This is a genomic window from Streptomyces sp. HNM0574 (assembly GCF_012726235.1).
GTDB lineage: Bacteria > Actinomycetota > Actinomycetes > Streptomycetales > Streptomycetaceae > Streptomyces.
Genome location: NZ_JAASAH010000020.1, coordinates 1 through 24,134 on the forward strand (window position 1 = coordinate 1; position 24,134 = coordinate 24,134).

Annotated in this window: 19 protein-coding genes; 2 read left to right on the forward strand and 17 right to left on the reverse strand. The window is 73.0% G+C overall.

What is annotated here, in order from left to right:
• Nucleotides 1-2,983 precede the first annotated feature (2,983 nt).
• The 5 genes from HCC30_RS25375 to HCC30_RS25395 form a co-directional block, all read right to left on the reverse strand.
• The gene (locus HCC30_RS25375; RefSeq protein WP_169445118.1) at nt 2,984-3,139 is read right to left on the reverse strand and encodes a DUF6760 family protein; all 156 of its coding nucleotides are present in this window, start codon (nt 3,137-3,139) and stop codon (nt 2,984-2,986) included.
• Nucleotides 3,136-3,591 (reverse strand): hypothetical protein, encoded by a 456-nt coding sequence (locus HCC30_RS25380; protein WP_169445119.1) that lies wholly within the window; start codon nt 3,589-3,591, stop codon nt 3,136-3,138. Before HCC30_RS25380 ends, HCC30_RS25375 begins: the two co-directional genes overlap by 4 nt.
• On the reverse strand, nt 3,591-4,034 hold the full coding sequence (locus HCC30_RS25385; protein WP_169445120.1) for a phage tail protein: 444 nt from the start codon (nt 4,032-4,034) through the stop codon (nt 3,591-3,593). Before HCC30_RS25385 ends, HCC30_RS25380 begins: the two co-directional genes overlap by 1 nt.
• 81 nt (nt 4,035-4,115) lie before the next feature.
• Complete coding sequence (locus tag HCC30_RS25390; RefSeq protein WP_169445121.1) at nt 4,116-5,690, reverse strand: phage tail sheath subtilisin-like domain-containing protein; 1,575 nt, start codon at nt 5,688-5,690, stop codon at nt 4,116-4,118.
• A gap of 139 nt (nt 5,691-5,829) precedes the next feature.
• Complete coding sequence (locus HCC30_RS25395; protein WP_169445122.1) at nt 5,830-7,389, reverse strand: DUF4157 domain-containing protein; 1,560 nt, start codon at nt 7,387-7,389, stop codon at nt 5,830-5,832.
• 338 nt (nt 7,390-7,727) lie between these two features.
• On the opposite strand from HCC30_RS25395, the gene HCC30_RS25400 reads away from it, so the two are divergent.
• Entirely contained in the window at nt 7,728-9,131 is a 1,404-nt protein-coding gene (locus HCC30_RS25400; protein WP_206324318.1) for an RICIN domain-containing protein, read from the forward strand.
• A gap of 34 nt (nt 9,132-9,165) precedes the next feature.
• On the opposite strand, the gene HCC30_RS25405 is transcribed toward HCC30_RS25400, so the two are convergent.
• The 4 genes from HCC30_RS25405 to HCC30_RS25420 form a co-directional block, all read right to left on the reverse strand.
• A complete protein-coding gene (locus HCC30_RS25405) occupies nt 9,166-11,202 on the reverse strand; it encodes an AAA family ATPase (RefSeq protein ID WP_169445123.1) in 2,037 nt (678 codons plus the stop codon).
• Nucleotides 11,199-11,864 (reverse strand): DUF4255 domain-containing protein, encoded by a 666-nt coding sequence (locus tag HCC30_RS25410; protein ID WP_169445199.1) that lies wholly within the window; start codon nt 11,862-11,864, stop codon nt 11,199-11,201. Before HCC30_RS25410 ends, HCC30_RS25405 begins: the two co-directional genes overlap by 4 nt.
• A 149-nt stretch (nt 11,865-12,013) precedes the next feature.
• Nucleotides 12,014-12,685, reverse strand: a complete 672-nt coding sequence (locus HCC30_RS25415) for a response regulator transcription factor (RefSeq protein ID WP_346776816.1) — start codon at nt 12,683-12,685, stop codon at nt 12,014-12,016.
• Between the two features lie 549 nt (nt 12,686-13,234).
• The gene (locus tag HCC30_RS25420; RefSeq protein ID WP_169445125.1) at nt 13,235-15,214 is read right to left on the reverse strand and encodes an alkyl sulfatase dimerization domain-containing protein; all 1,980 of its coding nucleotides are present in this window, start codon (nt 15,212-15,214) and stop codon (nt 13,235-13,237) included.
• Nucleotides 15,215-15,978: 764 nt separating this feature from the next.
• Between HCC30_RS25420 and HCC30_RS25425 the strand changes: the two genes are divergently transcribed.
• The gene (locus tag HCC30_RS25425) at nt 15,979-16,590 is read left to right on the forward strand and encodes a response regulator transcription factor (protein WP_346776803.1); all 612 of its coding nucleotides are present in this window, start codon (nt 15,979-15,981) and stop codon (nt 16,588-16,590) included.
• A gap of 15 nt (nt 16,591-16,605) precedes the next feature.
• Here HCC30_RS25425 and HCC30_RS25430 read toward each other — a convergent pair whose 3' ends face one another.
• The 8 genes from HCC30_RS25430 to HCC30_RS25465 are packed head-to-tail and all read right to left on the reverse strand — an operon-like array spanning nt 16,606 to nt 24,131.
• On the reverse strand, nt 16,606-18,291 hold the full coding sequence (locus tag HCC30_RS25430; RefSeq protein ID WP_346776804.1) for a glycoside hydrolase family 13 protein: 1,686 nt from the start codon (nt 18,289-18,291) through the stop codon (nt 16,606-16,608).
• Nucleotides 18,288-18,977: an HAD family phosphatase gene (locus HCC30_RS25435; RefSeq protein ID WP_169445127.1), complete on the reverse strand. Its 690-nt coding sequence runs from the start codon at nt 18,975-18,977 to the stop codon at nt 18,288-18,290. Before HCC30_RS25435 ends, HCC30_RS25430 begins: the two co-directional genes overlap by 4 nt.
• A gap of 50 nt (nt 18,978-19,027) precedes the next feature.
• A complete protein-coding gene (locus tag HCC30_RS25440) occupies nt 19,028-19,612 on the reverse strand; it encodes a sugar O-acetyltransferase (RefSeq protein WP_169445128.1) in 585 nt (194 codons plus the stop codon).
• A 41-nt stretch (nt 19,613-19,653) separates the two neighbouring features.
• Nucleotides 19,654-20,526, reverse strand: a complete 873-nt coding sequence (locus HCC30_RS25445; RefSeq protein WP_346776805.1) for an endonuclease/exonuclease/phosphatase family protein — start codon at nt 20,524-20,526, stop codon at nt 19,654-19,656.
• A complete protein-coding gene (locus HCC30_RS25450; RefSeq protein ID WP_169445129.1) occupies nt 20,523-21,518 on the reverse strand; it encodes a methyltransferase in 996 nt (331 codons plus the stop codon). Before HCC30_RS25450 ends, HCC30_RS25445 begins: the two co-directional genes overlap by 4 nt.
• Nucleotides 21,515-22,705: an MFS transporter gene (locus tag HCC30_RS25455; protein ID WP_169445130.1), complete on the reverse strand. Its 1,191-nt coding sequence runs from the start codon at nt 22,703-22,705 to the stop codon at nt 21,515-21,517. Before HCC30_RS25455 ends, HCC30_RS25450 begins: the two co-directional genes overlap by 4 nt.
• A complete protein-coding gene (locus HCC30_RS25460; protein ID WP_169445131.1) occupies nt 22,702-23,307 on the reverse strand; it encodes a DUF1349 domain-containing protein in 606 nt (201 codons plus the stop codon). Before HCC30_RS25460 ends, HCC30_RS25455 begins: the two co-directional genes overlap by 4 nt.
• Entirely contained in the window at nt 23,304-24,131 is an 828-nt protein-coding gene (locus HCC30_RS25465; RefSeq protein WP_206324320.1) for an SDR family NAD(P)-dependent oxidoreductase, read from the reverse strand. The genes HCC30_RS25460 and HCC30_RS25465 overlap by 4 nt, the downstream gene beginning before the upstream one ends.
• Nucleotides 24,132-24,134: the final 3 nt, after the last annotated feature.

A 24,134-nucleotide genomic window follows, 5' to 3' on the forward strand; every position in this document is an offset into this window, starting at 1 on the left:
CGAAGTGCCAGTACGGGGCGGCGTCACGCCCGAGGTTCCGGTACGGGGCGGCGTCACGCCCGAGGCTCCGGGGTGCGTTGGCCTCGCGGGCGAAGTGCCAGTACGGGGCGGCGTCGCAGGCGGGGTTCCGGGGGGAGTTGGCGTCGGTGAGGTGGTGGAAGTCGTTGTGGCCGCTCGCTGCACGGGGTGCGGGGTGGGCGGGAATGAGGCGGGAGGGAGTATCGGGGCGGTTGGGGTCGGGGTTGTGTGAGTCGGCGGGAGGGAAGTGGCCGGCGCTTCGGGGTGGGTTGGCGTCGGAGCCGTGGTTCCGGGGGGAGTTGGGGTCGGCAGGGTGGTGGGGGTCGTTGCTGCTGCCCGCTGTACGGGATGTGTGGTGGACGGGCGGGGGACGGTGGGAGGGGCTGCCAGGGCTGTGTGGGCGGGTGGGAGGGAAGTGGCCGGCCCTTCCGGGCGCGGTGCGGGGGTGGGCGGGGTTCGGGTGGGTGTGCGCTGGGCGGGGGCGTGGTGGAGTGCGGACGGGTGGGCCGGTGACGGGCCTCGCGGTGTGCCTGTCGGTGTTGTGGGTGAACTGGTCGGTGTGGCAGGCGAATTGGGTCGGTGAGGTTGGGTGGCGCCGGGGCTGGTGTGCGGGGCTCCGGTCGGGCGCGCTCCGGTCGGCGAGGTGCCGGACGGATCGGGGTCGTGGCGCGGCGGGGTGCGGGGTGGGGCGGGCCGGCGTCGGGCGGTTGACGGGGCGGGGCGGCCGGTGTCCGGGACCCGGCGCATCTGTACGGCGGGGGGCGGCTGTTGCGTCGCCGGTCCTGCGGCCGGATACGGGATCGCGGGAGTCAGGGCACGTGCGGAGGCGAGCGGGCGTACCGGTATGGGTACGGGGGTGCTCGCCTCCCGCTCGCCGGGTGCTTCCGTCTTGCGTCCCGAACTCGGTGTCTCTGTCCGGGAGTTCGGACCGGGAGACGGCTGCTGGGTCTCGGCCAGGGCGTGCCGCTGCACGGCGGAGGGCTCGGGGGAGGAACCGGCGGCGCTCGCCTGACCATCCGGGCGCGGTGGCTCGGCGGCGCGGGTGCGCTGGGCCGGAGCCGGTCCGCTCTGCGCCGTGCTCCGGGCCGGGGCGGGCCGGGGCGCGGCCGCCGAACGGTCTTCGGGCGTGAACTCCCCTCCCCTGTCGGGCACTCCCCGGCCAAGGAGCGGTGTGGCGTCCGCCGGTGGCGTGGCGAGTGGCGCGCCGAGCAGCGGTCGCGTACGGGGAGCCGGCTCCGGCCGCTTCGGCGGGTGGCCGTCCGAGGCTGTCGGAGGGCCGAGGCCCGTCGGTGCGGGTTTCGGGCCCGCGCTTCGGGTCTCGGTGGGCCGGGGCCGCGGGCGGGCGCTTCTCTGGACGGGTGCCGTTCGCGGGCCCGTTGCCGGGGCCGGGGCTTCTCCGGGGTGCGTGACAGGAGTGGCCGCCGAAGCAGTCGCCGCGTCGTCCGCCGTCCGTCCCGGCCGGCCTGCCGCCGACTCCGGGACTCCCCCGGACCTCGGCGGTGTGACCGGCCGCTCCCTCCCGGCGGTGGGCTTCTCGGGCGGGAGTGCTTCCGCCTCCGTATCCGATCGTCCCGCCGTGTCCGAACTCGGCGCCTCACCAGGGGTGTTGGTCCGGTCCGCCGAAGTGACAGCCGGCAGGGTCCGCCGCTGCACCGCAGGCGCGCGCCGCGAGGCGATCAACGACGTACCCACCGGACGCCGCACCGCGCGAGACACCCCACGGCCGGAAGTCCCTTCTCCTCCACCGCCGCCGGATCGCCGCGAGCCCGACTCCACCCGACCGGCACCCGCCGACCGGCTCACCGCCCGCGCGACAGGCAACGCAGAAGGCGCATCCGGGGTTCCGCCAGGCAGCGCAGACTGCGCAGGCACGGCAGACGTCCCAGACCCGGAAGCCGTCGGAGACGTCCCAGGCACCGACGGCTTCGGTGACGCCCCAGGCACCCCGAGCGCCTCAGCCACCACCGGCCCGGGAGACGCCACAGGCATCCCAGGCGTCTCGGCCGCCGGAGACTTCCCGGACACCGCCGACCCCGGAGACACCACAGGCGTCCCCGTCGCCTCAGCCACCGGAGACTTCCCGGACGCCGCCGACCCCGGAGACGCCGCAGGCATCCCAGGCGCCCCATCCACCGGAGACTTCCCGGACGCCGCCGGCCTGGGAGAAACCGCAGCCGCCGGAGACGTCCCAGGTACCGGAGGAGTCGCAGGCCCCGGAGCCGCACCAGGCGTCTCGGACGTCGTATACCCGGACCTCGGCACAGCGCCACCGTCACGCCCCACGTCACCGCCGCCCGACGGCACCGGACGCACCTCAACCCCGCGTCGGGGCAGGACAGTTGGCACCGGAGCCCGTACCGAGCGCTGCACCCGGGACCGGCCCCCGGCAGCTCCACCCGGTGCGCTCCCCTGCCCGTCCGGCGTATCCGACGCGACCGGAAGGGAAGGGGGCGGGCCCTCAAGTCCCGTGGCGGGGCTTCCGGGTACGGTCAGCAGGCCCGAGACCAGGCCGCCCGGGGCGCTGTCCAGTACGGCGTGGGAGAGGGCTCCGCCGAAGGCCGGGTTCTGGCGGGTGGACAGACGGTCCCCGAAACCGGCGTCCGCGACCGGCCCCGCCGTCGCCGCGCTCACCCGCTGCACCGGCGGCAGCGCGTTCCACGCCCCACCACTCGCCCCGGACACCCCCGGAGCCCCCGAACCACCAGGCACCCCCGGGACATCCGAAGCGCCCGAGGCGTCCGACGAACCCGCAGCCGCCAAAGCACCCGAGGCGCCCGAGCCACCTAAGTCACCCAAGAACCCCGAGGCCGTCGAGGCCCCCGAGTCACCCGAGAACCCTGAGCCACCCAAGTCACCCGAGACGTCCGACGACCCCGAAGCCCCCAAGCCACCCGACGACCCAACGGCCCCCGATCCCCCCAGTCCACCCCCACGCCTGAACCACTCAAGAATCCCCACGTGCGCCTCACCCCTCCGAGGCGCGGGTGATGAGGGCCGCGATCTGGTGGGTGTACTCGCGGCGGTCGGGGTGTTCGAGGTCCAGGATGTCCTCCAGGCTCCAGTGGAAGTGGTAGGCGACGTACGCGATCTCCGCGTGCAGCCGGTCGGTCGCGTACGTCACGATTCCCCCAGGCGGCTCCCGCCGAGTTCGACCTCGAACGGCTGCTCGCAGTGCGGGCAGGAGACGCCGGCGCGGGTGTGGCCCTCGGCGTTGATCTGCCGGTAGAAGTCCTGGAGGAACGCCAGGTCGGAGGCGAAGAGCTGTTCCACGACGCCGTCGTGCACCGAGGGCAGCGTGCCGAGCCGGGTGATCACGCGGCCGAGCAGCACCACGGACAGGAACGCCGGGTTCTCCTGCACCCGGACGTCCCGCAGCGGCACCAGTTCGTCCCTGGCGGTCGCGAGCCGCATCACGCCCTCCCGGTGCACGGTGCCCGACTCGTCGACGTACCCGCGCGGCAGCTCGAACGGGAACTCGGTGCGGAGCCGCTGCGGTTCGGGGGCCGGGGCGGGCGGGGTCTCCGGGTCCTGACCGGCCTCTCCCGGGGGCGGCTTGAGGGCGGAACGGCGCATTACTCGATGACCAGTTCTTCGAAGGTGATGGTCACGGTCTCGGTGAGCGCGGCCGCCTCGCCGGCCTTCACGGTGCTGGTGTCGATCTTGCTGCACCAGGCGTTGCGCAGGTTGTAGCGCTTCACGGGGTTGTCCTGGAAGTCGAGCATCATGATGGTGGCGTTCTTGCGGGCCGAGTCCATCTGGCCGTTGACGGACTCGTTGATCCACTCGTTGAAGGAAGCGGACTGCGTCATACCGCGCACGACGGTGCAGGTGCCGGCCTTCTTCACGCCGGGCAGCTTCTTGACCATCGCCTTGCCCTGCGCGGAGACCTGGTTGTACTCGATGACGTCCTGCTCGATGCTCAGGCCGTTGACCTCCGCGAGGTACTCGACCATGACGCCGTCGATCTGCAGGCCGAAGTTGTGTGAGGTGAGCGCGTCACCCGGCTGGAGACTCATGTCTGGTGCGTCCCTGTCCTTGTCGGTCCGATCGAGGTTCCGGAGCGCGGACGGCCTCAACTGCCGCCGCTACCGGGGTGGTTACTCCTCCAGCTCCCCGCTGCCGCTGGAGAACTGGGCCAGCCGGAAGATCACGAACTCGGCGGGCTTGACCGGCGCGATGCCGATCTCGCAGATGACGCGGCCGAGGTCGACCGACTCCTGCGGGTTGGTCTCCTGGTCGCACTTGACGTAGAAGGCTTCCTCAGGGCGCGCACCGAACAGGGCCCCGCCGCGCCACTCGTTGACCAGGAACGCCGACACGTTCCGGCGGATACGGGCCCACAGCGCGTGGTCGTTCGGCTCGAACACCACCCACTGGGTGCCGATGAGGATCGACTCCTCCAGGTAGTTGAAGTAGCGGCGGATGTTCAGGTACCGCCAGGCCGGGTCGGACGAGACCGTACGGGCGCCCCAGACGCGGATGCCGCGGCCGGGGAAGGCGCGGACGCAGTTGATGCCGAGCGGGTTGAGCAGGTCCTGCTCGCCGCGGGTGATCTGGAGCTCCAGGTCGACGGCGCCGCGCACGACCTCGTTCGCGGGGGCCTTGTGCACGCCGCGCTCGGAGTCGTTGCGGGCCCAGATCCCGGAGATGTGACCGCTGGGCGGGACCATGCGGGGCTGGCCGGTGGCCGGGTCGAAGACCTTGAGCCACGGGTAGTACAGGGCCGCGTACTTGGAGTCGTAGCCCGCGGTGTCCTGCCGCCACTGGCGGACCTGGCGCGCGTTCAGTCCGGGCGGCGGGTCGATGACGGCGACCCGGTCGCCCATCAGCTCGCAGTGCGCGATCAGTCCCAACTGCACGGCCTTCAGGGCGTCGTGGTCGATCGCGCCGCGCTGGTAGGCGGCCATCAGGTCGGGCACGGCCACCATGGAGATCTCGTCGACGGCCTCGAGGCCGCCGAAGCCGGTGCGGTCGGCGGAGTCCCCGAGGTACTCGGCGGGCCCCGGCTGCGCGGCGGGCTCCGCGGGTACGGCCGGGGCCGGCGCCGCTGCGGGCGGGCTGAGCGTCACGGTCTGGTTGTCGGGCCTGGCCAGTTGCCCCGCGGCGGCCGCCTCCTGCACGGTGATGAGCTTGGAGCGCTCCTTGACCTGGGTGACGACGTAGCTGCGGCTGCTCTTCTTCGCGCTGACGCTGAACGTCTCCACGGCCTTGTCGCCGTCCTTGACGATCAGCTTGAAGCGCTCGGCCGGCCCCTCGCCGTCGGCGTCGGCGACCTCCACCGTCAGCGCTCCCGGCGCCACGGCCCGCACCTGGAAGGTGCCCAGCTCCGCCGGTTCGCCGGGCGGGAGTTCGGCCGGCGCGGCGGTGCCGTCGGCGCTCCGGCCCGCATCGGCCTCGGGGCCGCCGGGTGTTCCGCCGACGCGGACGACATACGCGGCCGTGCCGCCGTTGTTGAAGAAGCCGTAGACGCTGTGAGCGAGGTAGTACCCGTCGGTGAAGTCCCCGAAGGCCGCCACGTACTGCGTCCAGTTGGTGACCAGGGTCGGCTCGTTCAGCGGCCCGTCGGGTGCGAGACCGACGAAGGCCGCCACCGAGGTCCCCACCCCCTCGATGGGGCGCGACCCGCTGGCCACCTCCTCGACGTAGACGCCGGGCGACAGGTAGGACGGCATGCTCCACTCTCCTCCGGTACTCGATCGGGCCCCGCCCACCCTGCGTCCCCCGGGCCCCCCGGGGTACGGCCTCCGGGACCAGCCCCGGGGCAAGGTCCTTGCCCTCGGGGGCAGTTGGGGGTGAAGGGTCAGGGGCAGGTCACGTGAGCCCGGCCTCGCTGAGCGCTTGGCGGCCGTCCGGATAGGTCGTCTCGATGTACGCCCGGACATCGGCGTCCGGGACGGTGAACTGCTTGTACGCAGCGCAGTCCTGGAGCCAGCTGATTCCGGGCTGAACACTCAGGCTCTTGTACGTGCCCTTTCCGTCGGTGCCCTGGAAGCCGTACTTCTTGCTGTCGCCGGTGAGCCACTGGATGATCGAAGCGACGTCCTTGGGCTGCGGTTTGAATGCATCGGTCGCCCCCTTCTCGAATGCGTCCTTGAGCTCGGCGGCCACCGTGGATTCCTCGGACGTACCGGAGAGGGTGCCCCTTTTGTAGAGCGCAAGGCAGTGGCCCATGTACTGCCTGCGAGTATTCTGATTCGCGCCTCCGGTGACGCCGTCGGCCGCCTTTCGGGCATGGTCGAGAAGAGAGGGGGAGGCACCCGCGATGTCCTTGCGCATGCGGTCCATCGTCAGCTCGAAGGACGCCCGCTCCAGCCAGTAGTCGGCGAAGACCATGGGATCGTCCGCGATGGCGGGTCTGCCCGCCTTCTCCCATTTATCCGTATGCGACGTGACCGTTTCCAGGCTCACCGCCGGATAGGTGATCTCGGCGACGTACGGCTTGTTCGCCCACCCGGGACCGTCCTTCCCGGTGATGTGCCCCTTGGAGTTTTCGGACGTGATGTCGTACCAGCCGACGGCTTTCTTGCCGTGTGAGAGCACGACATCGGGGCGGGTGTTGCCGTCGGTGGCCTGCAGGAGCACCGAGAACGTGTGGCCGGACGCCGACCCTGCCCATTCTTTCCCCAGCTTGAGGAACACCTTGGTCCCCAGGGATTCGATGGCGTAACCGACCCGGCTGGGCAGCATGCCGGCCATGTCCTGCGGCGTCACCCGTCCCTCCTCATACGCCTGCCACTCCTGCGCCCACAGCTTCGTGTGCCCGTCCGTTTCCGAGACCTTGGGGTCGGTCGGATTCTGGGTTGCCTGTAGCCAGGCAAGCCGGACGGCGGCATCGAGCTTCTTTGCGAAGGCCGCCAGGTCCTCCATGACCTTTTCGTCGGCCCCCTTGTCCGACGTGCTGTAGGCAACGACGGTCCGCTGCACGGCCTCCGGACTGCCCCCCGCCCGTACATCCCCGCCCTGCTCCGGCCCGACCGGCACCGGCCCGCTCAGGGCCCTCGTCGCGTTCGCCTCGGCCTCCCGTTCGAAGTGGTCCGACGGGTCGGAGAGGGACAGGCCCGAGCCGTTGTCCGTGCCGGCGACGGGGCCGCGGCGCTGCTGGATGACGTGGGTGAGTTCGTGGGCGAGGGTGTGGCGGTCGGCGCCGCCCTCGCCGAGGACCACGTGGCTGCCCGACGTCCAGGCCCGCGCGCCGAGTTCGGCCGCCGAGCGGCGGGCCGTGCCGTCGGTGTGCAGGCGGACGTCGGAGAAGTCGGCCCCGAGCCTGGCCTCCATCTCGTTCCGGACCGGTTCGTCGAGCGGCTTCCCCGCCGAGCGGAGCACCTCGTGCGCCACCGACCGCTGGAGGGGAGGGCCGTCGTCGGCGAGCATCCTGGCCACCGCGGCGTTGCCGGCGCTCCGTTGCAGGGCGCGCAGTCTGTGCGCCGCCGGGGACGCGGTGTGCGGGCGTTCGGCGCGTCGTGGGGTCCGGGACGTCTGCTGTTCCGGCCGTTCCTGTGCGTGCAAGACCGCCTCCGTCCGTAGGGGTGCGACGGCGTCTTCCTACGGGAGGGGGCGGTCCCCGGGGAGAGTCCCGGGGGCAGATCCCGGGGCAGCGGTGCTTCCTCCGGCGCCCCTGCCCGCGAGGACAGCCGAGCCTGCGCCTTCGGGCAGGGGTCGCTACCCCTCAGCTTGCGACAGCGGGCGGGGTGGCTCCGTAGCGTCGCGGTATGAGCTTGTGGACCTCCCTGGAACCCGCCTCGGCGACCGTCGACCCCGGCGGCACGACGACCGTGCGGCTGCGGATACGCAACACCGGTGACGTTGTCGACGAGTACCGCTTCGAGCCCGTCGGCGACCCGGCACCGTGGACGAGAGTGGAGCCGCAGTCCCTGCGCCTGTATCCCGGCACGACCGGGACGGTGGAGCTGACGTTCGCCCCGCCCCGCACCCCGGACGCGGCGGCCGGGCCGCATCCGTACGCGGTGCGCATCACCCCGACCGAGCATCCGGACGCGGTGACCGTGCCGGAGGGCAACCTCACGGTCACGCCGTTCACCGAGGTACGCGCCGACCTCGTACCCCCCACCGTGAAGGGGAGGTTCCGGGGGCGGCCGAAGCTGGCGGTCGACAACCTCGGCAACACCGGGCTCACCGCCTCGATCAGCGGCAGCGACACCGCGGACGAGCTGTCCTACGAGATCCATCCGGGCAATGTGCAGATCGAGCCGGGGCGGGCCGCGTTCGTGGACGCCACGCTGCGGCCGAAGCAGATCGTCTGGTTCGGTTCGGCGCAGCAGCGGCCGTACACGATGGCGGTGCAGCGCTCCGGTGTGGAGCCGCTGGCCGTGGACGGCACCTATGTGCAGCGCGGGGTGCTGCCGCGCTGGCTCGCCACGTTCTGCACGGTGTTCCTGGCTCTGGCGATCACCTTCGTGGTGCTGTGGATGGCGTACAAACCGCAGGTGCGCACGGCCGCCACGGCAAAGAGCGAGGGCGCGGGGCAGAGCATCGCGCCGACGCCGAGCGACGCGCCGCCGGAGCCGGAGCAGCCGAAGGAGCCGGAGAAGCCCGAGGACGGCGGCGGAGGCGACGGCGGGGGCGGCGGGGGTGACAAGCCGCCGCCGCAGCCGCCGAAGAAGCAGGGTCCGGTGCCCGCGCGGAACGTGGCGCTGTACAACACGGCCACCGAGAAGTGCGCCGACATCCCGGGCTTCGGGAAGGGCCGGGAGGCCGCTCCGGTGCGCCAGTTCGCCTGCGACAAGTCCCCGCGGGACAACCAGCGTTGGCACCTGGACGTGAAGCAGCCGAAGGGCGGCCCGGGCGGCCGCCCGCTGTTCCTGATCGTCAACGCCAAGGACGGGCTCTGCATGGACCTGCCCGAGTTCGGCGCCCAGCCCGTGCGTACGAAGGTGTGGGAGGGCCGCTGCAACGGCACGCCCGAGGACAACCAGCTGTGGTGGGCGGCCGAGCAGGACGACGGCTCGTACTGGTTCCGGAACTTCGCCAGCAACAACAAATGCCTGGACGTGGCGGGGAACCGCGTCCGGGACAACGACACCGACCTGATGCTGTTCGACTGCGCCACCACCGACGACCACGGGTGGCGGATCGTGAAGACGCAGGACAGCTGACCGCGCGCGGGGCGGGCCGCGTGGCCCGCCCCCCTCACCAGCCGCCCTCGCCCGGGACCAGGCGCCCGGCCTTGCGGTACTCGCGGCGGGCGCCCTCCAGCAGGTCTTCGGTGGTCACCGCGCCGTCCGGCCGGGCGGCCGCGGCGTACGCGGCGGTGACGACGGCGCTGCGGATCGAGCCGCCGGAGAGCTCGAACTCGCGCGCGCAGGGCTCCGGTTCGGCGTCCTCGGCGCACGGTACGCCCGCGAGGCTGTGCCGCCACAGGGCCAGCCGCTGCCCGGCGTCGGGGAAGGGGAAGTCGACGACCAGGTCGAGGCGGCGGGTGAAGGCCTCGTCGATGTTCGCGCGCAGGTTGGTGGTGAGCAGCGCGATGCCGTCGAAGGACTCCAGGCGCTGGAGCAGGTAGGCGCTCTCCAGGTTGGCGTAGCGGTCGTGCGCGTCCTTCACGGCGGAGCGCTTGCCGAAGACGGCGTCCGCCTCGTCGAAGAGCAGCACGGCGTCGGTGCGGTCGGCCTCGGTGAAGATCCGCTCCAGGTTCTTCTCGGTCTCGCCGACGTACTTGTCGACGACGGAGGAGAGCTGGACGACGTAGAGGTCGAGGCCGAGTTCGGCGGCGACGACCTCGGCGGCCAGGGTCTTGCCCGTGCCGGACTCCCCGGCGAAGAGCCCCAGCACCCCGCGGCCCCGGCCGCCCCCGGCGCTCAACCGCCAGTCGCCGAGGACGCGTTGGCGGTGCCGGGCGCGCAGGGCGAGTTCCCGGAGCCGGTCCAGCGGCTCCTCGGGCAGGACGAGGTCCGGCCAGCCGACGTCGGGCCGGATGCGGCGGGCGTGCCGCTCCAGGCCCGAGGCGGACTGCTGGCGCGCGCCCAGGCGCAGGTGACCGGCGGTCACGGCGGTGCCCTCGAAGGCGGCGAGCTCGCGGGCGGCGCGCACGGCGCGGACGAGCCGGTCCCCGGCCAGCCGGTACGGGGCGACGGTGGCCTCCAGGTCGAAGTCCGGGGCCCCGCCGAGCGCGTCGGCCCACGCCTCGGTGGCCCCGCCGGCCGTGCCCGGCGCGTCCAGCACGAGCGGGTCGCGGGCGCACCAGCGCGGGTCGTAGGCGCGGGTGCCGCAGAACAGGACGGTCACGTCGGGCGCGGAGAGCGCCCGCAGCAGCGGCCCGGGCTCGTCCGGCAGCGGCGAGACGACGAGCGCGCGGCCGCGCAGCCGGGCCTCCCTGAGCACCTCGGCGTACGGTTCGGCGGCGTCGGAGGGGGCGGGCCCGGGGGTGAGGTGCAGGGCGTCCAGGCCGGCGGCGCGCAGGGCGGAGGCGGCGCAGCCGAGTCCGTCCCCCTCGCGGCGCTCCCGCAGGTGGGCCAGGAAGGGCCCGGCGGCGGCCCGTTCGGCGAGGCGGCGGGTGACGTGGTCCTCGTACGGGGCGGCCGGGGCGGTGAGCGGGCGGAGCCCTCCGGTGACGGCGGGGTCGGGGGTGTCGTCGCCGAGGAGGTGGGCGACGGTCCGGTCCGGGACGCGCAGGGTGCGGCTGAGGAAGGGCCGTTCGGGCTCCTCGACGGTGAGCAGCCCGTACGCGGTGAGCGGTGCCTCCGGATGGAAGGCGGCGCGCGCGCCGGGCCGGTGCGCGGGCAGCCCGCACAGGTCGAGGGCGAGGCCGACGGTGGCCCGGCGCCGGCTCACGTCGTCGTTGAGGTAGCCGTACAGCGGCTCGAAGGAGCGGTCGAGGTCGGGGGCGAGGGCGACGAGCAGCAGCCGCGCCTCCGTGGCGGTGAGGCCGAGGCGGCGGGCGAGCGGCGGGAGCCGGTCCCCGGGGTGCGCGCCGTCCTCCCACGTCCCGTCGCCGGGCGGGGCGGGGGTGGCCAGTGCGTGGCGTACGGCCGTCTCGTCGAGGTAGAGGCCGCGCAGCGGGTCGGCCGCCGTCGGGTCGTCGGCGCTGCGCCGTTCCACCAGACGGGCCACGTGGGCGCGGAGCCGGGCCACCCGGGCCAGCAGCGCGTCGGCGGCGTCAACCGGGCTGTCGGCGCCGGGAGTCCGGGCGTCCGGTGCGGCGCCGTTGCGGTGGGTGCCGGTGGTCATCGGGCGCGGCGGCGCGCGAGGGCGGCCCGGCGGGCCTCGGCGACCTGGTGTGCGCGGTGGTGCCGCTCCCCCGCCGCGTCCGGGCCGCCGTCGACGGCGCGGGTGCGGACGGTGGCGCCCTCGGTCACCGGGGGCCCGGCGTCGTACTCGGGCGAGGCCGGGAACGGGGCGGTCACCACCACGTCGACGGACGGCTTGAGTTCGCCACCGAGCGCCGACCAGATCTCGGCGAGGGAGCGGGCCTCGGTCTGGATGCCCGCGACGGTGACCGGCACGGAGAGCCCCAACTCCCGCAGGGTGCCCGGGAGTTCCTCCGGCGGGACGACCTCGCGGACCAGCAGGGTGGCGAGCGCGGCGGACAGCAGCCGGTGCTCGTCCTGGGGTGCCTTGGTCCATGCCGTGAGCAGGTAGGAGAGCCGGAACCAGCGCGGCGGCTGGCGGCGTTTCCGGACCGCACCCTCCTCGTCGGTGACGGGGACGGTGCCGCGCTGGCGGCGGGCGACGTCCTCGCGGATGTCGTACAGGTAGAGGTTCAGGGCCGGGGCGTTGCGCCGGGCCGCCCAGTCGCGGGTGGGCGCCTCGAAGGCGAGGCCGATGCCGGAACCGGCCAGCGTGCCCTGGTCGAGCAGGCCCTTGAGGACTTCGTCCACCTCGTGGATCACCGTCGCGCTCCCGCCTGCCATCGCCGCACGGACCGTTCCGGCCCGGTGCCGATCATGCCCGTGGTGTCCCGTCCCCGGCAGGGACCGCCGGGGACGGGACGGGGGCACGGCCGGTTGCCCCCGGGGGCGGGCCGGCCGTGCCCTCACGGTCAGATGTAGCCCTCGCGCAGCGCGTACGCGACGGCGTGCGCGCGGTTGCGGAGGTGCAGACGGGTGGTGATCCCGTGCATGACGTTCTTGACGGTGCGTTCGGAGTAGGCGAGTTCCTCCGCGATCTCCGCGGTGTCCAGTCCCTCGGCGACCAGCCGCAGGACGTCGACCTCGCGCGGCACCAGCCCGGCGACGGGGGTGCCGGTCTGCTGGGCGGCGGAGCGCTGCATCGTGGCCACCCGGTTCAGCAGCCGGCCGAGCAGGTCGGCGGGCAGGTCGCCGTCGCCCTGCGCGGCGGCCAGCACGGCCTGCAACAGCCGCTGTTCGGTGGCCTCGTGGCGCCACACCACCGCGCCCACGCCGCACTCGATGACTTCCAGGAGTTCCGCCTCCCGCAGGTTCCGCACCACGAGGACGGCGTGCGCGCCCTCCCCGCGGACGAGTCTGCGCAGGCTGGTCAGGGTGCTCTCGTCCGGGGTCTCCCCGATCAGTACCGCCACCGTCCCCGGAACGGCCGACTCCGTGACGTCGCGGAGGTCGATCTCGGGGTGCAGCCGTAACTGACTGACCGTCCCCGCGCGGGAGATGGGGTCCTCGGAATGCACCACCACGGGGACCCGGGCCGGCCCGGTCGTGGCCGTGCGTCCCGTCCCCGTCGGTTCGGTGGTGATCGTTCCCCGTACCCGGCTCCGCCCCGTGCTTCGCACTGTACTGTTCAACTTTTCCCCCATGCGGCAGTCGTCCCGCCGCAGTCGTATTTCGCCGAAGTGGTCATGGCCACGCCCTGGCCCCTGTCCCGAAACACTGATCACCGGCCCGCACGCGCACGGGCCTCCCCCGGGGACGCGGCACGCTGTCCCGACCGGCCCATCTCCGCGGGAGCACGCGCGCTCCCGGGGCCCCGGTTCCGGGCCGGGGCGCCGGCCCCGGTGGCGCCCTTCGTCCGGCGCGGCCGGGTCGCCGCGTCCCCGGACCCCCTGGTCCGGTGCTGATGCTGCCAGTTGCCATGTCCGTGTTCCCCCACTCGCCGGAGGCGCTGAACGCGGCCGCGATACGCGGGCACAGTGACCTCTACGCAGAACGGCGGCGAGCGGTTCACGGCTTTACGGAGCCGTCACGAACTTTGGCAGGAAATCGCCCTGTACGGGCCCCTCTCGGTACGCGCGTGGGCCCGGGCGGAGTCTGCCCGGGCCCACACCCTTCTCAACCGCGCCGGTCCGTCACGGGGTCACGATGGCGAAGTTGGGGTTCGGCTCCTCCACCACGTCCCAGACCTTCTTCAGCAGCGAGGCGTCCCCCTTCACCTTGACGTCCCCGAGGCCCTTCCCGGTCACCAGCCCGATCAGCTGGGGCTTGGTCATGGTGAGGGTGACGTCGGCGTCCGGGTCGGTCTTGCCGTCGCTGAGGTAGGTCAACGCGCCGTTCCGGAGCGTCAGGTGCCACACGCGGTCCTCGGACGGCAGGTTCCAGTCCATCCGGAGGGTGAGGTCCCACGCCTCCGGCCCGTCGATCCGGACGGCCATCATGTCGATGAGCTGGTCGACGCTGAGGGCCTGCATCATGTCGCCGCCGGCCACGTTCGTCGGGGTTTTCTCGACGCCGCCGCGCAGTTCCTTGGCGCCGGTGAGGTAGAAGTTCCGCCACACGGCGTTCTCCGAGGCGTGCCCGAGGTCGGTGTAGACCTTCGCCAATTCCTGCTTGGCGGCCTCGTATTCGGGCTCGGCGAAGACGAGGTGGTTGAGCAGGGTGGCCGCGAACCGGAGGTCCTTCTCCTTGACGCATTTCTTCGCCTCGGCCAGCGCGGCCTTCTTTCCGCCCAGCGCCTTGACGTACCGCTTTCCCTGGGCGGCCGGCGGGTGCTCCCACAGGTGTGCCGGGTTTCCGTCGAACCAGCCCATGTAACGCTGGTATATCCCCTTGACGTTGTGGCTGAGCGAGCCGTAATAGCCGCGGTTCTCCCAGGCTTTCGCCAGGGCCGGCGGCAGGGTGATCTCTTCGGCGATCTCCGGGCCCGTCATTCCCCGGTTGATCATCCGCAGGGTCTGGTCGTGCATGTACGTGTACAGGTCGCGCTGGTTCTCCAGCATTTCGCGGATGTTCTTCTCGCCCCACGTCGGCCAGAGGTGCGTCGTGAACATGACGTCCGCCTTGCCCTCGCAGAGTGCAATCGCCTCGTTCAGGCAATGCGCCCACTGCCGTGCGTCACGGACCGGCGCGCCGCGCAGCGTGATGATGTTGTGCATCGTGTGCAGAGCGATCTCCGCGATGCACACGGCGTTCAGCTCGGGCAGCAGGAAGTTCATCTCGGCGGGGGCTTCGGTCCCCGGCGTCATCTGGAACTCGAAGCGCACGCCGTCGATGACCTCGGTCTGCCCGGTCTCCGTGACGTCCTTGGTGGGCGGCACCAGGCCCGTGGTGCCGGAGGCCGTGGTCTGTCCGAGTCCGCAGCCGATCTGCCCCGAGGCCGAACGCGGCAGCTGGGCGCCGTACATGTACGCGGCCCTGCGCTCCATGGCCGTGCCGGCGTACACGTTCTCGGCGGCGGCGTGCGCCATGAATCCCTCGGGAGCGAGAACGGGGATGTCGCCCGGCTCGCCGTCGGGCAGGACCCCTCGGCAGCCGCCGAAATGGTCGGCGTGGGTATGGGTGATGACGAGCCCGGTGACCTCGGTCTTTCCGGCCTTCTTCCCGCGGTGTTCCCGGTACAGCTCCAGTGCGGCGGCGGCTGTCTCGGCGGCGAGGAGAGGGTCGATGACAATGATTCCGCGATCCCCCTCGACCATCGTGATGTTCGACAGGTCGAGCCCGCGCACCTGATAGACCCGGTCGGTGACCTTGTAGAGGCCCTGCTTCGACGCGAGTTTCGACTGCCGCCAGAGGCTGTCGCTGGCGGTCCTGGGGGCGTCCCCCTTCAGGAAGTCGTAGGAATCGCTGTCCCAGACGACCTTTCCCTTCTCGTCCTTGACGACGCCGGGGGTGAGGGCCGCGATGAAGCCCTTGTCGGCGTCGGCGAAGTCGTCCTTGTCGCCGAAATCGAGTTCGCTCTCGTCGACGGCGCTGGGGGCGTCGCCCTTTCCGTAGGTGGTGGTGACGCCGTCCGGGTCGGGGCCGGGTTCGGACCCCACCGCGTATCCGGCGGAGGCGGCGACCGCGGTGACGCCCGCGGCGGCGATGAGAGAGCGTCGGTTCAGGGAAGTCATGCGTTTCCTCAACTTTGCGGGGAACAGAAGGAGTACGCGTACGAGGCCCCAACATGACAGCGCCCCAAGAGCGAGTCAAAAGTTCCCGGGGATTCGCTTAACTTTCCCTTACGGCCCCGGAGTTGAGGAATAAATAAAGAACGCGGAAGGGGCCGTGACTGCTTACCCGCCGCTCACTACGCCCAACTCGACGCCAGCCGCCCCGAATTACGGCAAAGGCGGTTCCCGGCGAACCGTCCGTTCATCTCGCATTCCACTGCGCGACATCTGCGCTCCACCACCCGGCACGGCACACCCGCACCCGGATCCAACCGGCCTTCCGCGCACTGTGACGCATCACGCAGAGCGCGGGACGGGCCCCGCCGGCGGCCGGTCCGGGACACCGGGTCTCCCCCGCCGTTCCTTTGCTACTTCCCGAAGCCGACGTACCGGCGGCAGGGCCCGGATGGCTGGATCGCGCACGTACGGCGCGCCGGGCGTGCGTCCAACTCGACCTGGGACAAAGGGAGTTGGCGACACGGGTAGTAGCGGGAAGGCACCTGCGGAGGGGGCCGGTTTCAGTCATCCGGGCAGTACCGACTTGACCCTCTCTTGATGATCCAACCGACACCGGCTAACAATTAGGCGGGCCTTACCGGCCGACCCCGAGACACATCCGAGGTGCACACCCCAGCAATTCCCGTTTCTCCGTTCTCCGTTAATTCACCGGCGCCTCGGCGGCGCGGAACCTCTGAGAAATAGGGGCGATAGTGAAACGCATACCCGTGTCCGTCCACACGTCCGATCCGCTGACCGAAGCCGGAATTCTCAGCTGCTTACGCGACGACCCCGCGCTCACCCTCGTCGGCGGGAGCGACGCCCCCGCGGAGGGCGTCGCCGTCGTCATCACCGGACGCCTGCACGAGCTCGCCGAGACCAGGCTGCGCAGGCTCGCCCGCGGCACGGAGCAGAGCATCGTGCTCGTCGCCGACCAGCTGCGCGAGCCCGAGATGATGGCGGTCGTCGAGTGCGGGGTCCGCGTCGTCGTCTGGCGCGGGCAGGCCACCCCGGCCCAGCTAGTGGAGGCGATCCACGCCGCGGCGCGCGGCGAGTCCCTGGTACCCCCCGATCTGCTGGACCGCCTGATGGTGCAGACGGGCAGGCTGTACCGGCACAGCCTGAGCGACGCGGACCAGCCGCTGACGCTCGGCCTGGCCCCCCGCGAGGTGGACGTCCTGCGGCTGGTCGCGGAAGGGCTCGGCACCCGGGAGATCGCGGACAAGCTCGCCTACTCGGAGCGGACCGTCAAGAAGGTGCTGCACACCCTGATGACACGGATGCACCTGCGCAACCGGGCCCACGCGGTCGCCTACGCGCTGCGCGAGGGCCACATCTGACACCCGGCCCGGAGGTCACCCACGGCCCGGGGCCCGCAGCCAGGCCGCGGCGTCGGGAGGCAGCTCGCCCCCGTCGGCGGGAGCGCTGGCGAGCAGCAGGGTGTGGCCGGCAGGCAGGGCGAGGGGGCGCGGGCCGAAGTTCACCAGGCAGAGCAGATCGCCGCGCCGGAAGGCGAGGACGTCCCCCTCGTCCCCGTCGTAACCGGGCAGCCAGTGCAGCGGTGCCCCGTGCGGCACGGTTCCGGAGCGGCGGAGGCGCAGGGCCGTGCGGTACAGCTCCAGCATCGAGCCGGGTGCGCCGTCCTGCGCCTCGGCGGTGAGCGCGGCCCACTCCTCCGGCTGCGGAAGCCAGGGTTCCGCGTCGGTGCGGGTGAAGCCGAACGGCGGGGCCGTGCCGGACCAGGGCAGCGGGACGCGGCAGCCGTCGCGGCCGGGGTCGGTGCCGCCGGAGCGGAAGTGGACGGGGTCGCGCAGCCGGTCCGGAGGGATGTCCTCCGCCTCGGGGAGGCCCAGTTCCTCGCCCTGGTAGAGGTAGACCGAGCCGGGCAGGGCGAGGGTGAGCAGGGCGGCCGCGCGGGCGCGGCGGGTGCCCAGGGCCAGGTCGGTGGGGGTGCCGGTGGTCTTGGCCGCGAGGTCGAAGGAGGAGTCGGCACGTCCGTACCGGGTGACGGTGCGGGTCACGTCGTGGTTGCACAGCACCCAGGTCGCGGGGGCGCCGACGTCGGCGTGCGCGGCGAGGGTGCCGTCGATCCGGGCGCGCAGCTCGGCGGCGTCCCAGGGGCTGCTGAGGAAGTCGAAGTTGAAGGCGGTGTGCAGCTCGTCGGCGCGCAGGTAGCGGGCGAAGCGCTCGGGCGCGCCCGGGAGCCAGATCTCGCCGACCAGGACGCGGGGTTCGGGGTAGGAGTCGGCGATGCGGCGCCAGGAGCGGTAGATGCCGTGCAGCTCGTCGCGGTCGATGTAGGGGTGGGGGCCGCCGTCGGCGGCGGTCAGACCGTCCTCCGCGAGGTCCGGGAGGGACGGGTCCTTGGCCGAGGCGATGGCGGTGTCCACGCGGACCCCGGCCACGCCCCGGTCGAACCAGAAGCGGAGGACGTCCTCGTACTCCGAAACGACCTGCGGGTGGCCCCAGTTGACGTCGGGCTGGTCGGGGGTGAACAGGTGCAGGTACCACTCGCCGGGGGTGCCGTCGGGGTCCGTGGTCCTGGTCCACGCGGGGCCGCCGAACTCGGAGCGCCAGTTGTTCGGCGGTTCCGCGCCGCCGGGGCCCCGTCCCGGGCGGAAGTGGAACCTGGCCCGTTCCGGGCTGCCCGGCGGCGCGGCGAGGGCGGCGCGGAACCAGGGGTGGGCGCGGGAGAGGTGGTTGGGCACCAGGTCGACGAGGGTGCGGATGCCCTGTGCGCGTGCCTCGGCGATCAGCCGCTCGGCCTCGTCGAGGGTGCCGAACAGCGGGTCGACGCCCCGGTGGTCGGCGACGTCGTAGCCGCCGTCGGCCATCGGCGAGGGGTACCACGGGGTGAACCACAGGGCGTCGACGCCCAGTCGAGCCAGGTGGGGCAGCCGGGCGCGGACGCCCGCGAGGTCGCCGGTGCCGTCCCCGTCGCCGTCGGCGAAGCTGCGCGGATAGATCTGGTAGATGACCGCGTGCCGCCACCAGTCGTGACCGTCCGGCGGGGGCGGCGGGCTCGGGTCCGGGCGGCTCACGGGGTGCGCACCGCCGGGGCGAGGTGTTCCGCACCGACCGCCCACAGGCCCGGCAGGACGCGGTCGGCGGCCGAGTGGTCGAGCGAGCGGGTCAGTTCGGTGGGGACGGCGGTGACGGTGATCCCGGCGGCCTGGGCGGCGCGGATGCCGGTCAGCGAGTCCTCGAAGGCGACGCAGCGGGCCGGCGGCACGCCGAGCCGGGCGGCCGCCTCCAGGTAGACGGCCGGGTCGGGCTTGCGGCCGTCCACCTCGTCGCCGCCCACGACGACGTCGACGTACTCGGCGATCCGGAAGTGGTCCAGCCAGCGCCGCACCCACGCGGCGTCGGCCGCCGAGGCGACCGCCACCGGCAGGCCCTCGTCCCGGAGCCGGGCGAGCAACTCGCCCGCGCCGGGCAGGAGTCGGATGTGCTCGGGGGTCATGTACCGCTCCCAGAGCCGGCCGAGGCGCTGCTTGAGCTCGGGGTGCTTACCCGGGCCGGGGTCCGGGAGCAGGGCGAACAGGCGCGGGTAGGCGTCCGGTCGGCCGCACACCTCGCGGGCCCACACCTGCGCGGGGAGTTCGGCGCCGTGCTCGGCGAACAGGGCCGAGCAGGCGAGGAAGTCGGACCGTACCGAGTCGATGAGGACGCCGTCGTGGTCGAAGATCACGGCCTCGGCGGGGGCGGGGGTCGCGGTGTCGGTCATGTGCGTCTCCTCGGTCGGGTCGGGTGCTGCCCTGCTCGGGCCGGCCGCTGTCACAGTTCGCGGATGACGCGGGCCGGGTTGCCGACCGCGAGGACCTTGGGCGGCAGGTCCTTGGTCACCACGCTTCCGGCGCCGACGACGGTCTCGGCGCCGATGCTCACCCCGGGCAGGACGGTCACGCCGCCGCCGAGCCACACCCGGTCGCCCACGGTGACGGGGGCGGCGATCTCCCACATGTCGCGGCGCAGCCCGGGATCGAAGGGGTGGTTGGCGGTGTAGAGCCGGCAGTGGGGGGCGATGAGGACGTCCTCGCCGATCACGATGGGGGCGCAGTCCAGCATCGTCACATCGAAGTTGACCTTCGTTCCGGCGCCGAGCTCGATGAAGAACCCGAACTCGCACAGGAAGCGGGGCATCACCCAGCCGCCGGGGCCGACCCGGCCCACGAGGTCGCCCAGGAGGGTCTCGCGGGCCGCGAAGTCGGTCATCCCGGTGGAGTTGAACTTGTCGAGCAGGTCCATGCAGCGCAGCCGGTAGGGCGTCAGCTCGGGGTCGGTGGCCGAGTACAGCTCGCCGCTCGACAGCCTGGCCTTGATCCGGTCCAGCTCGGTTTCCGCAGGGTTCGTGGGGCTCATCGGGGAGCGGGTGCCTTTCTGGGTACGCGGGGCCCGGGCGGTCAGCGGCGGTGCAGCCGCAGCGCGACGGGGCGGTGGTCGGAGGCGCCGGGACGCTCGCCGTCGGGGTGCAGCCGGGGATCGTCCAGGGCCCGGTACCTCACAAGATCACGGAACAGGGCGGGGGTGAGCAGGAACACGTCGATCCGCCGGGGTGCCTCGTGGGGCGGGTGGAAGCCGAAGGTCGGTGCCCGTTCGCCGAGTTCGGCGCCCGCGTCGAGGAACAGGGGGTCCTCCGGGTCGCCGAGCAGGCGGCGCAGCGGCTCCCGGTCGGCGCGGGTCTCGCCGGGCAGCGTGTGGTCCGCGCGGCGGTGGCGGGGCACGGTGGACCAGTCCGGTTCGGGGTCCCCCGGCGGCAGCGAGTTCGCGTCCATCGCCAGCAGCGTGGGGTGCGCGTCCGGTGCCGCGTACTGGCGCAGCCGGTCGGACTCGATGCGCCGGTTGGTGGCGCTGAACGGGTCCAGGTGGGCCACCACGCAGGTCAACGGGGCGGATCTGCCCGGGAGTTGCAGGGTGACGCTGCCGTGGCCGTGCCAGGTGGTGAGCTCGGGCGGTGGCTGGTCCTCGGCGAGGAGGCGGATGTCCGGCTGCCAGAAGACGGCCAGGTTGCAGCCGGTCCTCGCGGGGAACAGCGTCCCTTCCATGCCGAGGGCGGCCTTGGCGTCCTCGAAGAAGGCGCGGCCGTTCCGCTCCCAGCCCCAGCCCTCGGTGGTCATCAGCACCCTGGGGCGGTGCTCGCGGATCAGGTCGCGTTGCAGGTGCCAGCGGGTGTCGCGGCCGTACAGGCGGTCGATGCCGGCCTCGTAGAGGTTCCAGAACATCACGAGGTCGGCGTCGTCCGCCTCCGGCTCCTCCGGGTGGGCGGTGCCGGTCACTTGATGCCCACGACCATGGACTCGGGGCCGTCCAGGTGCTCCACCCAGGTCCGGCCGAAGCCGGTCTCGCGCAGCCACTCCTGGCAGTCGGCGCCGGTGTAGTCGAAGCCGCCCGGCACCTCCGCGTGCATGATCAGGCTGAGGATCAGCCCGACGGCGTTGCTGCGCCGGTCGTCGTCGATGAGCGTCTCGTAGACCAGGACGGCGCCGCCCTCAGGCAGCGCCTCGTAGGCGGCGCGCAGCAGCCGGAGCTTCTCCTCGCGGCCCCAGTTGTGCAGGACGTGGCCGAGGACGAGGACGTCGGCCGAGGGCAGCGGGTCGCGGAAGAAGTCGCCCTCCTGGAAGACCGTCCGGTCGGCGACGCCGAGCCGTTCGGTGTACTCCCGGAACCCCTCGCGGGCCGGGGGCAGGTCGAAGCCGGTGGCGGTCAGGTGCGGGTGGCGCAGCAGGACGTGGCCGGGGAGGGCGCCCTCGGCGCAGCCGATGTCGGCCAGCGAACGGTAGCCCTGCCAGGGGAACTTGTCGGCGATGGCCTGCGCGGAGCCCATGCTCAGCGCGGTCATGTCGCGCTGGAAGGCGCGGACGGAGTCGTCGGCCGCGTACATGGACGCGTAGAAGTCCCGTCCGTCCCTTGCGCCGAGGGCGGCCTCGCCGGTGCGGAGCACGGTGGTCAGGTCGTCCGCGAGTCCGGCGCACTGGGTGACGAAGCTGTCGCCGAGGTAGGTGGTCGGCCGGTTCGCGTCCAGGTACTCGGCGGCCTCGGGCGCGTTGGCGTAGACGGCGTCGTTCCGGTGCAGCAGGTCCAGGGCGACCAGGGCGTCGAAGAAGTCGGCGGCGGGGCGGGGGTGCAGGCCGAGCCGGTCGCGCAGTTCGGGTCCGGTCAGGGGTTCCTTGGCGAGCTCGGTGAAGACGCCGAGCTCGACGGCGCTGAGCATGGTCTTGGTCTTCCAGTGCGCCCACATCAGGTCGGTGACGGGCTGCGGTGAGGTCATGGGGATCTCTCCAGTTCGGCGTGCGGGGTGGTACGGGACGTCCGGCCGGGCAGTACGGGCGCGGGACGGCGGGCCAGCCGGGCGGCGAGGACGACCGCCGCGCCGGTGAGCAGGGTGAGGCCGGTGAGCGCGAGGGGGATCACGGCGGTCCGGCCCGGGCCCGCGGCCAGGCCGATGAGGTGGGGCAGGGCCGCGCTGCCGACGAGATTGGCCACCAGCAGCACGGAGTTGACCCGCTGCGGCGCGGGCAGCAGGGCGTTCGCCCAGGCCAGCGCCGTCGGGAAGACGGCGGCCAGGGCGAGCCCGGCCAGCCCGTACGCCGTCGGTGCCCAGGCGCCGACCGTGGTGGCGGCCAGTGCCCCGGCGGCGGCGAGCAGGCAGAGCCCGATCAGCCGGGGCGGTCCGAGCCGCCCGGCGGCCCACGGCAGGACGAGACGGCCGGCGGTGAGCCCGGCCCAGAACAGCGCGGTGTACTCGGCCGCGCGGGCGGCCGGGTACCCGGCGGCGGCCAGGTGGGTCGACTCCAGCGCCCCGATGCCCGCCTCGACGCCCGCGTACAGCAGGGCCGCGGCGGCGAACACGGTGAGCAGCGGCAGCGAGGCAGGCGCGGGCGACGCGGTGCCGGGCTCCTCGGCCACGTCGCCGGTGCGCCGGGCGGTGAGGAGCAGCAGCGCGAGGCAGCCGGTGGTCAGCAGCAGCCCGGAGACGCCGTCGAGCCGGCCGACCAGCAGCGGGCCGAGCGTGGCCCCGGCGCCGAAGCAGGCGTGCAGCAGGTTGAGCATCAACACCGGGCGGGGCGTGGCGGGTTGGGCGAGGAAGGTGTTCAGCTGGAGGATCAGCCCGCCGTATCCGGCGCCCGCGAGGAGCGCGAAGCCGCACAGCACCCACCAGGCGGGCGCGAGGGCCAGGCCCGCGCTGCCGGCCGCGAAGGCGAGCAGCAGCGCGGTGACCCGGCCCCGGCCGGTGCGGCCGCCGCGCGCGCCGAGCCCGCAGCCGAGGATCGCCGCCAGCGCGCCCAGGTTGTAGAGCACGACGGCCTCGGTGCCGCTGCCGTCACCGAGCGCGTACGCGGTGCGCAGCAGCGGCAGCGCGGCGCCGAGTGCGCCGGTGACGACCCCCAGCAGCAGCGAGAGGGCCAGCGCGGCCCCGACGAGCGGGCCGGCGGGCGCGGGTGTGCCTCGGGTCACCGCCGGTCGCCCAGGGGCGTGGCGCTGATCCGTACCGGGGTGAAGGCTCCGGCGGCGGACGGGGAGAACGGGGCCTGGACGAAGAGGCCGAGGCGCAGCTCGTCGGCGGCGAAGCCGTGGAAGGTGCGGACGAACTGCCAGTCCCCGTCCGGCTCCTGGCGGAAGAAGACGGCGTGCCGCCTGCCCTCCCTGGTCAGCAGCAGGTCGGCGGCGGGCCCGGCCAGCGCCGGGCCCATCGCCTCGTCGGACGCCGGGCGCGAGTGCACGGTGACGACCGCCCAGCCGCCCGCCCTGGTCCGCTCCACGCACACCTTGAGCCAGCCGTCCTCGCCGTGCAGGGCGAGGCCCGCGGCGTCGCCGAAGGCGCCGCCCTCGACGGCGATCCGGGCGGAGGCGGTGAAGTCGCCGCGTACCGGCCGCTGGAGCAGCGGCAGCCCGTCGGCCTCGTAGGAGCCGGGCAGCGCGTACAGGTCGGCGCCGCCCGGTGCCTCGATCCGCAGGAGCCGGCCGTCGCGGGAGGTGGCGGCGGGGGTGCCGCGCCACTGCCAGGGGTCACCGGCGTCGGTCCCGTCGGGCCAGGAGAGTTCGGTGCTTCCGGTCACGGTGCCGTCATCCCACCGTCGACGCTGATCGCCTGGCCGGTGACCTTGGTCGCGGCGGCCAGGTAGGCGACCAGTTCCGCGAGGTCCTCGGGGGTCTGGAACTCGCGCTGCGGGATCATCGTCCGCATCCGCTCCCAGCACTCCTCCTCGCTCTCGCCGGGGCGGACGAACTCGGAGAGCAGGTAGCGCCACATGTTGGACCGGACGATGCCCGGGCAGACCGCGTTGACGCGGATGCCGTCGCGGGCCACCTCCTGGGCGAGCGCGGCGGTGAAGCCGACCACGCCGAACTTGGCGGCGCAGTAGTGCGCCACCTTGGCGAAGCCCGAACGCCCGGACACCGAGGAGAAGTTGACGATGGCGCCGCCGCCGGAGGAGCGCAGCAGCGGCAGCGCGTGCTTGGCGGAGAGGAAGACGCCGTCCAGGTTGCCGGAGACGACCTGCTGGAACTCGGCCAGCTCCATCCGCTCCACCGGGCAGACGTGGGTCACGCCGAAGGCGTTGACCACCGCGTCGAGCCGCCCGGCGTCCTCGGCCAGATCCGCGTAGAGGCGGCGGATGTCGTCCTCGTCGGTGGCGTCGGCCTGCGCGGCGGTCACCCGCAGCCCCGACTCGGTCATCCTGGCGGCCAGCTTCTGCGCGTCGGCGTAGCCGGTGACCTGCGTGGATTCGTAGTGGTTGAAGTGCGAGGGGAGCCGGTCGGTGTCGGCGACGACGACGGTGGCGCCGCGCCGGGCGAACTGCTCGACGACGGCCGAGCCGATGCCCCGGCCACCGCCCACGACCAGTGCCACCTTGCCGGTGAAGTCCGCGGGGAGATCCATGCG

Excerpts from the sequence above, each read along its gene's own strand:
- HCC30_RS25420 (WP_169445125.1), bottom strand. The coding sequence starts at position 15,214 with ATGACTTCCCTGAACCGACGCTCTCTCATCGCCGCCGCGGGCGTCACC.
- HCC30_RS25405 (WP_169445123.1), bottom strand. The coding sequence starts at position 11,202 with ATGACCACCGGCACCCACCGCAACGGCGCCGCACCGGACGCCCGGACT.
- HCC30_RS25400 (WP_206324318.1), top strand. The coding sequence starts at position 7,728 with ATGAGCTTGTGGACCTCCCTGGAACCCGCCTCGGCGACCGTCGACCCC.
- HCC30_RS25435 (WP_169445127.1), bottom strand. The coding sequence starts at position 18,977 with ATGACCGACACCGCGACCCCCGCCCCCGCCGAGGCCGTGATCTTCGAC.
- HCC30_RS25390 (WP_169445121.1), bottom strand. The coding sequence starts at position 5,690 with ATGCCGTCCTACCTGTCGCCCGGCGTCTACGTCGAGGAGGTGGCCAGC.
- HCC30_RS25395 (WP_169445122.1), bottom strand. The coding sequence starts at position 7,389 with ATGCTCGCCGACGACGGCCCTCCCCTCCAGCGGTCGGTGGCGCACGAG.
- HCC30_RS25440 (WP_169445128.1), bottom strand. The coding sequence starts at position 19,612 with ATGAGCCCCACGAACCCTGCGGAAACCGAGCTGGACCGGATCAAGGCC.
- HCC30_RS25380 (WP_169445119.1), bottom strand. The coding sequence starts at position 3,591 with ATGCGCCGTTCCGCCCTCAAGCCGCCCCCGGGAGAGGCCGGTCAGGAC.
- HCC30_RS25450 (WP_169445129.1), bottom strand. The coding sequence starts at position 21,518 with ATGACCTCACCGCAGCCCGTCACCGACCTGATGTGGGCGCACTGGAAG.
- HCC30_RS25465 (WP_206324320.1), bottom strand. The coding sequence starts at position 24,131 with ATGGATCTCCCCGCGGACTTCACCGGCAAGGTGGCACTGGTCGTGGGC.
- HCC30_RS25385 (WP_169445120.1), bottom strand. The coding sequence starts at position 4,034 with ATGAGTCTCCAGCCGGGTGACGCGCTCACCTCACACAACTTCGGCCTG.